General features: G+C 27.0%; 7 protein-coding genes. All 7 read right to left on the reverse strand.

Annotation, left to right across the window (positions count from 1 at the left end):
* Window position 1 precedes the first annotated feature (1 nt).
* The gene (locus FJM08_RS07850) at window positions 2–2161 is read right to left on the reverse strand and encodes an MSC_0620 family F1-like ATPase-associated subunit (protein WP_140031519.1); all 2160 of its coding nucleotides are present in this window, start codon (window positions 2159–2161) and stop codon (window positions 2–4) included.
* A complete protein-coding gene (locus tag FJM08_RS01885; RefSeq protein ID WP_140031520.1) occupies window positions 2154–2612 on the reverse strand; it encodes an MSC_0621 family F1-like ATPase epsilon subunit in 459 nt (152 codons plus the stop codon). The genes FJM08_RS07850 and FJM08_RS01885 overlap by 8 nt, the downstream gene beginning before the upstream one ends.
* Before the next feature lie 9 nt (window positions 2613–2621).
* Entirely contained in the window at window positions 2622–3524 is a 903-nt protein-coding gene (locus FJM08_RS07855) for an MSC_0622 family F1-like ATPase gamma subunit (protein ID WP_140031521.1), read from the reverse strand.
* On the reverse strand, window positions 3514–4032 hold the full coding sequence (locus tag FJM08_RS01895; protein ID WP_140031522.1) for an MSC_0623 family F1-like ATPase-associated protein: 519 nt from the start codon (window positions 4030–4032) through the stop codon (window positions 3514–3516). The genes FJM08_RS07855 and FJM08_RS01895 overlap by 11 nt, the downstream gene beginning before the upstream one ends.
* Window positions 4019–5506 (reverse strand): MSC_0624 family F1-like ATPase-associated membrane protein, encoded by a 1488-nt coding sequence (locus FJM08_RS07860; protein ID WP_140031523.1) that lies wholly within the window; start codon window positions 5504–5506, stop codon window positions 4019–4021. Before FJM08_RS07860 ends, FJM08_RS01895 begins: the two co-directional genes overlap by 14 nt.
* A 62-nt stretch (window positions 5507–5568) precedes the next feature.
* Complete coding sequence (gene mip / locus FJM08_RS07865; protein WP_140031524.1) at window positions 5569–7878, reverse strand: Ig-specific serine endopeptidase MIP; 2310 nt, start codon at window positions 7876–7878, stop codon at window positions 5569–5571.
* Between the two features lie 22 nt (window positions 7879–7900).
* Complete coding sequence (locus tag FJM08_RS07870) at window positions 7901–10135, reverse strand: putative immunoglobulin-blocking virulence protein (protein WP_140031525.1); 2235 nt, start codon at window positions 10133–10135, stop codon at window positions 7901–7903.
* Window positions 10136–10350: the final 215 nt, after the last annotated feature.

Raw genomic sequence — 10350 nt, forward strand, 5'->3', positions numbered from 1 at the left:
TTTATATTCCTTTTGGCATTATAAATAACATGCCGATTCCACTTAGTATTAGCGCTAAGCTACATAGATAAATAATAATTAGTAATAGCAATATTTGCTTGTTTTTCAAATTTTTTCTCTTGACAATTAGCACAATAGTTGCCGCTAAAGCAACCAAAATTCCAAAAGTTAATATTATGTATGAGAACACTTTTTTAATTTGATTTTTTGAATTAATTTCTTTATTAACAAATTCATTTGCTGAATTGTAATTTTTTAAGAATTCTTCTTTTAATTTAGTGTCAAAATCTTTAATTTCATTTGGCGTTAAAAGAGGCGACATTATTCGCATTGCTTTAGAAATTTTTGCTACTAAATAAACATATTCATCAAATCATTTTCTTCTATTTATTGGTGTTTGATTTGCTAATGATTTAAATCTAAAAATATCTTTTTCTATCGTTTTAAATAATTGATTTAAAACGGCAGGGGTTTTCCTTATTAAAGCATGATTTTTTTGAATCATTTCGATATTAGCATTAATAACTGCTTCAAATTGATAGTAAACAACTTGGAATTTATCTGCTAAAATGGTTCAAAATTTTGATTTCGTATCAACACTAGCTGATGAAAGTTCGCTTAAGAAATTCATAGTTGTCGCTTGTCTGTGACGATATAAAACACTTTCGTTTTTAGATCCAGAACTTATTTTATTTAGATAGTGATTTGAAACTTGATTTTGCAAACTCTTAAAACTATTTTTTGGACCGTTAGGTTTATCGTCTAGCAAAATTCTTTCGTTTGCGATTTTAACCATATTAAATAAAGCATCATGTAGGTTACTATTTCCTAGTTTTGAATAATCTAATTTATCATCAATTCCTAAGGCAGTAACTATTCGTTGAAATGTTCCATAAACTGCATCAATTGAATTTTTTAGCAATGTATTTTTAGCAAATTCGTTTTTATAATCGACTTTTTCAAGAGTATAACTACGTGATAAATTAGTTGACAAACGATCACTAATATACGATTTAACATTGATAAATTTTCCATCGGAAACATCAAAACTCACAACTTTATATTCATAACGAGTGTTTATCGGATTATTAAAGAAAAACATTTTTAATTTTTCATCACCTGATGCGCTGTCAAACAAGGTTTTGAATTCGTTAAGATTTTTTGAAGCAAATTGTGGTGCAATATATGGAGTTAAGCTTGGAAGTGAAGTCATATATTCAAATTGATCAGATTTTTTTTCAGGTTTAATAGGCTGACCAGGTACTAATTCTGGAGTAGAAGGTGGGTTTGAGGGCGATTCTTGTTGTTCTTTTTGCTCTTCTTCATCTTTTGATTCTTGGTTTTGACGTAAATCAAAATCAATAAAACGACTATATATTTTTTTGAAGATATATTCACTTCAGCTAGCAGCGCCTTCAGGATTTCCTCAAGTAATATTATCTAGATCTTCGTATTTTAATTCGAATTTAGGGATATCGCCTTCATCAAAAATAATTTTCTTGGTTTCGTCAGATAAATTTTTGGCGTATTTTTTTAATTGTTTATTAAAATCTTCTTCGCTAAATCCATTTACTTCTTCGCCTTTAGGATCTTGAGTTACTTTACCTTTACTCTCTTGAATGATTTTCTTTTTAGCTTCCGATAACGTAAAATCATTGCCTTCACTAGTAATAGGTTGTTTATAATTAGTATATTCTTTTGAACCAACGCGAATTTGTTTGTATACTTTTCCTCCAAATTCGATTTCGCTATTGATTAATTTCTCATTTTTAGAAATAACGTAAGGAAAGACAATTGCAATTCCTCATTCAAAGGGATTACTTTTAATTGCATCGGCGTTATTTTTAAAATATTTAACTAATTCTTTTAGATAAATGATTTTGCGTAATTTTTCTTTAAAATCTTGAGTTTCGGCTTCACGTGCTGAATCGTGTAATGTTTTTGCTATTTTTTCTGCATTTTTCACAAGAGACTCAATCATTGCTTTAACTTTTTCTGTTGCATTTTCATCAAATTTAGAAAAATTGGGATCTAATTTTTTTTCTTTTTTCTCTTTTTTGGGATTTGCTTCTTCACGAATATGCTTTGTTACCGAAACCGTAGCAATAACAGGCGTAAAAGCAAGTGGCATTGCCAATAAAGAAAATAATTTTTTATTCATATTGTTCCTCTCTTTCTAAATTTAAATTTTGAATGAATTGCAATTGTTCATATTCCAACTTAAGATTTTCAAGTTCTAAGTATTGTGGCATTTGCATACCAATATTTTTAAGCAATTCAAGATTTTGAATTTTTTCGTTTATTAATTTAATTTCCTTTTTTAAATCAACTTTTTTAACGACCTTTTTATAAATAATCTTGTCAGTAAATGAGTTTATTGAAACAATATTATTAATAATTTCTACCGTTGCATTTTTTAAAATTAAATAAAATTCTTTTTTAACAATTAAATCAATCGCTTTGATCACGCCGTGATGGAAATTGTATAGTGAATCATTGGCAAGTTTTTCTCAACCAGTTTCAGGAAAGTATGCAAAAAGCGAACCAGAAATGATATTTAAAGAACTATCTTTATTAAAATTAATATTTATTTCTAAATTATCTTTAGCCATTTTATTTCCTTACATAGAAAAGTTTTTATTGTTTTTAGTAATCAAAACAATATCTTCAATTTCTCTTTCACGTCTAAATTTAACAATTTTTTTGTTTAGTGCATTAACTTCTTCGTCAAGTTCTTTGATGATTTTGTTTGTTGTTACAAGACCTATCTTTGCTTTATAGAATGACGATTCAACAATCAAAGCGCTAATTGCATTTTCTAAAAAAATATCAATTTCAGTTTTAATATAATCTGAAACATTAGGATAAATTTTCATTTTTTCAATGTTTAAATTTACCCCACTAGCTTGTTCTCTATCTTCACCCATTATTTTATTAATATTAAATTGCGTAATTGGCAAAATTTGGAATGGCATATTGTAATTTTTATTTGAGTTAATTACAAAATACACATTTTCATAATCATTATATCAATACAAAATTTTTACTATTGAAGCGATATTAGAAGATAAATTAGGTGATTCAATATCGAAATTTTGAATAATATTTAATTGATTTGTTTTACAAAATTGCTCAGCACGCTTACCGATAGTAATAAAATCAGTCGAATGTTTTTTAGCCATTTCAAGAATTTTTTCCTCATAACGTGAATATGAGTCAGTTTCATATTTTTGTTCTTCGGTTAAATAAATTCACAAATTGCGTTTTGCTAAAACAAAATTAGTTAATTTTTCAAATGATTTTGAAAATTTAGTTTTAATTTTTCCAATCAAAGGGTTTTTGATTGCGAATTTCTTTTGAATTAATAAAATTAAATCTTTATCTTTAGCACAATTTCTTATAAAATAAGAAAGTTTTTGATTTAATTTCATAATATTGATCAAATAAATATTTTTTTCGTTATTTACCTTTAAAGAAATATTTTTTAGATTATTTAATTTTTTTTCAACTTTCTTAATTTGCATCTTTTTGGCTTTCTCTATTTAATTCCAAAGCTCATTTTTCACCAAAAAATAGTTTTGTTGAATTAATATGTTCTGAATTAAAAATAATTAAATCTGGTAGCAATTCAATAATAAAGTTTTGAGCTAATAAGGTTGCAAATACTTCGTTTAAGGCTTTTAAAAATGTATTATATTCAGGTTCTTTAGCAGTTGTAAAATTTAGCGTTTGAGTATTACTTGTATCCATCTTAGAAAGCATAGGAACAAGTGTTTTTTCGCTAAATTTTAGATTAATGTTGAACGTGATTACAAACTTTTCGAATTTCATTTCATATTTATTTAGAAAGGCTTCTTCAAAAGCAGAATTAAATTTTTTATAAATTGATGACTCAAAATTTGTATCTGCTTTTAACAAAACTGTCGCCATAAATTTATCAAAAGAAATAAAATTAGGTTCTGTTTTGATTTTTTCAAATTCTTTATAAAAATCAAATGTTTTTACTTCAACTGGATTTTTAGTTTTCTTCATATTTTTCTCCTATGATAGTATTTTTATTAACCTTTTCTAAAAGACTAACGTTTTTAATTTTTAAAATAACGTATATTGTCTTAATTAAATTAATAGCTAGAAATGTTATCGAGATTGTAAATGATAATAGTAGCATAATATTGTGAATGTTGATTGCTGAGTTAATTGTGTAAAATAAATAGTTTTTTTGTGAAATTAATAATCTATTAGCAGCAAAAACCAATATAACTGTTGCAATTGTTGCAAGTTTAATTCACATATAGATATAACTTAAGATTGTATTATTTTTATTTTTAAGGTTATAAAATGCAAATATAATAATTGAAATTAATGTTATTGCCATTAAATTAATCATAATAACAGTATTATCATTAGCGTTAATTGAACAAAATGCTAATGCAAGTCAAAGTAAGCTTTGCGTAACCGTTAAATAAATATTTTGTTTTAAAATTCCCCTGGTTTTAATTTTCTTTGAAAATATTAATACAAAATATCCAATTGCAATCAATATTGCCATAGGTATTAAAAGTAAATATAAATATTGTTTATCAGATTTAACACCTAAATAGTTTCCATTTGAAACTTTATAAAATAGTGTTCTAATAAATCAAAATAACGCAATTAAAATTAATGAAAATGTAAGAACGATATAATTTTTCAAATAGATCTTAGCATTATCTTTATTTATCAAAATATTAATTCTTTCGTAATTAATTCCAAAAATTAATAATCCGGCAAAAATTGCAGCAAAAATAATTATTAAAAGATTTGTGAATTTTCTTACTGAAAATAGTTGTGAAACCAAATTCCAAAATTTGTTATATTCAAATAAGAAATTTGAATATTTTGCGCTTTTTACTCATAATATAGCTAATGCACAAATGGTCAGTAGCAATATTCCTTGTGATGTCATAGTAATTATTAAAATTACTCGATTTTTATATACTAATGGTTCGCTTTTTCTTTTTAGTAAAAACGTTTGAATTGAATATCCTAAATTAATCAAAAATGTTACTGCTAATAAAAATAGTAAATTAAGTAATTTATTTGGATATTTTACAAAATATAAAAACATCATTAAAACACTAGTAATTGTAAGTGCCAAATAGGCAAAGAATCATACAATATATTTTTTAATATATATCTTATTAAAACTTATATTAATAAAGTTTTTGTATATTGAATACAAAAATACAAATCCTAAAACATTAAATCTGAATAAAATTACCGTATTCAATTGTTGTGATGAATAACTTTGAAAATTAAAAAAATGAACTAAAGATGGGATTATTCGATTTTTTCCAGCAGCAAAAATTGTGCGCTCTGAAAAAAATAATAATACTGTGAGTGATACAACAAAAACGCTGAATAAAGTAATTTTAAGTGCTCTAATAATGTTATTATTTTTTATTACAACAACATTATTTTGATAATCGTCATATATTTTTTGCGATACTGTAAAACTATCTTTCATATATTCCTTTCTTTTTAAAACTATAAAATTAATAAAAACCACGTTCGCGTGGTTATTTACTTTTAGCTATTTTTGAATTTAAATTGTTCAGGAATTTTATCTTCGTCAAAACCATTTGGGAAAAGAGCTGTTGTAACTCCGTTACCATTAAATAATTTTTTCATAGCATCACGATATGAATTTTGTTGGTCTCTTCCACCACCATATATTAAATCATATTGTGGTAGATTATATGAGCCAAAAAGTTCTTCGTAATTAAATCCTTCGGATCTAAATGCTGCCGCTAAACCGGTATGAGCTGAAGTGTTTGAAACATGATATACCCCAACTAATTCGTTGTGTTGGTTTCTAACACTTGAACCGGAAGCACCACCAGCTGGTGCATAATGTCTAATTATATATTCAAGCCCCACATTAATATATTCTTTTTTTTCTCTATCCGAATATAAGTTTGGGCCTGCTCTATGTGCACTAATTAATGCATCCGAAATACCGGGTTTATTAGTGAATGTTCTATAACCGATGTTATATGATAAGAAGTTACCTCTTTCGGTTTTATTCTTATCATAAGTTTCAATACCAGAATCATTGTTTTTTAATTGATCATAAAATCTATAATCTGAGTTTGTTCACAATGAAAAACCAAGTCTTTTTCAGGCAATTTGATCGTCATCTATGTATTGTCTTAAAAATCAATCATTAATTGAACTTGGATATCCAGTAATAAATAATTCATCAAGTTCTTTTCATCATTCTTTATTGCTGCTATCCACAAAAAGTGGGAAATCTATCTTTTTATATTGTTCATTTGATAAATAAGAATTAGGTCTAAATTTAATTTGATCAGATTGTATATTAGCATAACGATTTGTTATTCATTCTGCTACTTCAGAACCTGATTTATCTTTATACTTACTTGTCATATCTGGATTTGTTGCCAATATATTTGCTATTATTGAATCAACTTTTAACTTGCTAAAATCTATTTCAATGACTGCGAAATCAATAAATTCTTTTGTATCTTTATATTTTGTTTTTTGTTTTTCGCTTAAGTATTTCGAAGGATCTTCTTTTAAATAATCTTTGCCAGTAAATATTGTTCTAATACCATTATCATATGGCGCGTTGCCATCAGTTGATTTGAATATAATTTGACCAAAATTAGCATCTAAATTAGTTAGTCTAAATGTTGTTTTAGTTTTTGCTGATTCAAACATTTTAGTTAAGCTAAAACCTGTCACATCTTTTGATAGTAAATCTGCAACGTGAGTATTAGTTCCAAAATATCATTTTGTTGGATAACCGTTATTTTCTTTTGCAAAGTCCATTAATCAAATTGTTCCAGAAGAAGTAAGTAATTTACTACTATCTTCAGGATCTTTACTTGTTACATGCAATGAAAAAGTTTGTAATGCAGAACGACGATAATGTTCATTAGGGAGGGTTCTTGCTAAACCATCCATTTTAAATTCATCTCTACCAAGGGCATCAACTCACGAAGTTCCTTTTCCAGTTTCGCCTTCTAATAAATTTAAACCATCAACAGTACCGTCTGATTTATAACTAGGCAATGCAAAACCCTTGTATGCTGAGTTTTCATATGTATCTAAATTAAGTTTTTTGGCTTTTTCGTTATATTTGCTAATGTCAGAAGCGTTTGCATTAGTATTATCTCTTACTTTATTTCAACTTTTACCTTGATTTTGCGGTTGACGTTTCAAAATATTCATATATTTTTCATTATCTAGTTCAAATCTTTTTTCTTGAGTTGCTTTTAAATAAGTTTGGGTTTCAGATTGTTCAGGTTTTAAACTGTCACTTGGTAATGATGGAATTCTTCCGTTTTCATCTAATCCCATAGCATTTGATTTAAATCCCTCAACTGATACTAATTTTTGGTAGGCTTTTTTAGTTGATTTTTGTAAAAACGAAACAGAAAATTGAAATTTTCCTGTTTTGTTTGCTTCGCCTCAATTATCGTTAGGATATTTAATGTTATTTACTTTCAATTCAAACTTATCTTTTAATTTATCACTAATTTTTAATTCTATTTGATCTAAATTGTTTCCGATTTGTGAAGGCAATAAATCTTTATAAGTTTTACCAGGGAAATTTCTTAATGTAAAATTAAATGTTTCGCCTAATTTTGCATTATCAACAACGTTTTTAAATTCTGCATCGAGATCGTTATAGTCAGAAAATTCAATATTTTTGTCTAAATCACTATTATTATTCTTTTTGTCTTCATTTTTTTTATTTGGTTCATCTGGAGTTTTTTGTTTCTTCGAATCGCCACAAGAAGCTGCAAAAAGTGGAACAGCTAATGATGATATTGTGCTAATAGATAGCAATAAAATTTTTGATTTTTTCATATTTTCTCCTTAATTTGAGTTATTAAACAAAATCTCCGTCAGTTTTAGTTTCAACTTTGAATCCTGCACTTTTTAATTGTTCACGTAATTCATGCGCATTTTCGTCTACTTCTATAGATCTTAAAACCTCACCATATTGAAATAGTATTGATAAGTTGTTTAGTCCGCTACTTGAAAGTTTTTTTGTTCCTGAAATTCTAACTTTTGAAGTTTGCGAATCTGAAAATAAAATTTTGGTTTTTGGTGGAACCGGTTCACCGATTACTAAATTTTCTGCAAAACCAGCTTCGTCTAAATCTAAAGCGGTAGTTTCAAATGCTGTACCGCGGCTATATAGTTTTAAACGTCTCAATTTACGTTGAGTATAATTTGATGATTTTTGTGTATCTCTAAAAATTAATCCTCTTAGTGATCTCAATTCGGGAACACGACTTAAGTCTAAGCCTTGAGGATAACTATTTCCTTGTTCATTATGATCAGGTTTTAGGCCAGAACCGTGTTGGCCTTGAAAAATAGTTTCGTTATTTCTTGCTCAATAAGCACGTCTTAGCCCATTATTAATTCTTAAAACTTTATCTGCTCATGATGATGCATTATTATTGAAATCAACAGGGTCAAATGCAAGCGAGTTAAATGAAATTCTTGTTGCTATTTCACTACCTTGTTTGTAGTCAAAACTTACGTTATGATCATTTGTGTTAACTCATTCAACATTTTTTAAAGCATTTGGATTAATTGATCATTCTTCTAGTAATGAATTTCCTAATGTATATAGTGATAATTCTTTAATTTTCTTGTTTTCTAACTCGATTAAACTAGAAGTATTTGTTGATGAAGCGTCAAAAAATAGTTCTAATAACGGTAGATTTTCAGGCAATTCACGCAAAATATCTCTAAATGATTGATTTGCGTTACCTTTACCCATATTATGAATTCTATAGCCTGTTATTTCAACATTAGCTTCTTTTAATTTCTTAATTATTTCTCTAACTTTTTGGTAACCTTTTGGATTGTAGGCATCAATATCTATTACGTAACCCTTATTCAATTTACCAGCTTCTTCTTTTTCACGTGTTAATTCAGTAACTTTGAATCCATCTCCTGATTCAATACCATATTTATGAAATTCGCCAGTAACATCTTTCTTTTTTCAACCAGGATAGTTTCCCTCTTCGGTATCTCTTGGACTTCTTGGATATTCATATTTGAAACCAAAAACACGACGGTTTTGATTATCGCGAGAAATTTTTCCTTTTACTTGATTATGTTCATCTGGTGGTGAATAACTATATGAATTGATATTACCATTTTCATCAACTCAAAGATTATAAGGATCGGGTGTTAAACCTTTTTTTAGATATTCCTCAGCTGGGCCTCCTAATTTATTAAATTTAGAAGTATCAAAGTTTTTAATAATTCAATATTTACGGTGAGTTTCATTTTTTCATTTAGGATTGCCACCATTTAATCCAGAAAGATTTTTGAATTCTTCTTTTTTGCTTTCTTTAATAAATTTCAAGATTTTATCAGGTGATAATTGCAAAATTCTATAATATCTATCAAGCAATTTTTGTCAAACTTGTTGATTATTATTTTTAAAGTATTGTTCAATGTTATTGTAATCTTCATCCTTTTCAAAGAGTTCAAAAAATTCTTGTGAAACAAGACCATTTAATCCTTCATTTTGTAATTTTTCAATTGTTTTGTTTCTTAGTTCTTCTGTAACTTCAATACTCTTTACTTCCCCTGTAGTGTAAGCAGTATATGGGTTAGGATTAGAAAGTTGATTTTTCTTATCATAATCTGTATATTCACGAGGTCTAGGTTTTTCAACTTTTGCTTTAACTCAAACACCGTTAATATAAATCAATTCTTCGTTTTCCTCTAAATTAGGATTCGTATCTGGTTTAGGAGGAGTAGGAATTGGAAGCGGTTCCTTTTCAGTTTCAGACTTAGGGTTTTCTTTAGGAGTCAATTGAGGATTAGGAATAGGTTGTGGAGTTGGCTTTGGTTTAAGCTTATTGATGTCAAGCTCTTTTAAATTTTCATCAGAGTTTGATGGAAATGATTTTTCAGTGTCTAAATTTTCTTTATTAATAATATTGGGTTTAAGATTAGAAGTAGTATTACCTCTATAGTTATTTCTTGAATCCGAATTAATAAAATAAGTCGCTGATGAAACTCCGACTGTTGCTCCTGTTACTGATAACAATGTTGAAAAAATAATTTTAGATTTTTTTGTTTTTAGAAAGTTCATATCTTTTTCCTCTTCATTTTAATTGTCCGATATATATATATATATGGGTTACTATTTTCTTATATATTTTGCCTATCAGGTAATTAATTTAATCACAAAAGAATATTTTTTGTTAAAAATAATTAAAAAACGTTCAAAAAGTAACTAATAATGGCATTTTTGCATGTTTTAAATGTTAATTTTGCTCTAATAATTAGTGTTTTAATATTTAATAT

Source organism: Metamycoplasma equirhinis, from assembly GCF_006385185.1.
In the GTDB taxonomy this organism is placed as follows: domain Bacteria; phylum Bacillota_I; class Bacilli_A; order Mycoplasmatales; family Metamycoplasmataceae; genus Metamycoplasma; species Metamycoplasma equirhinis.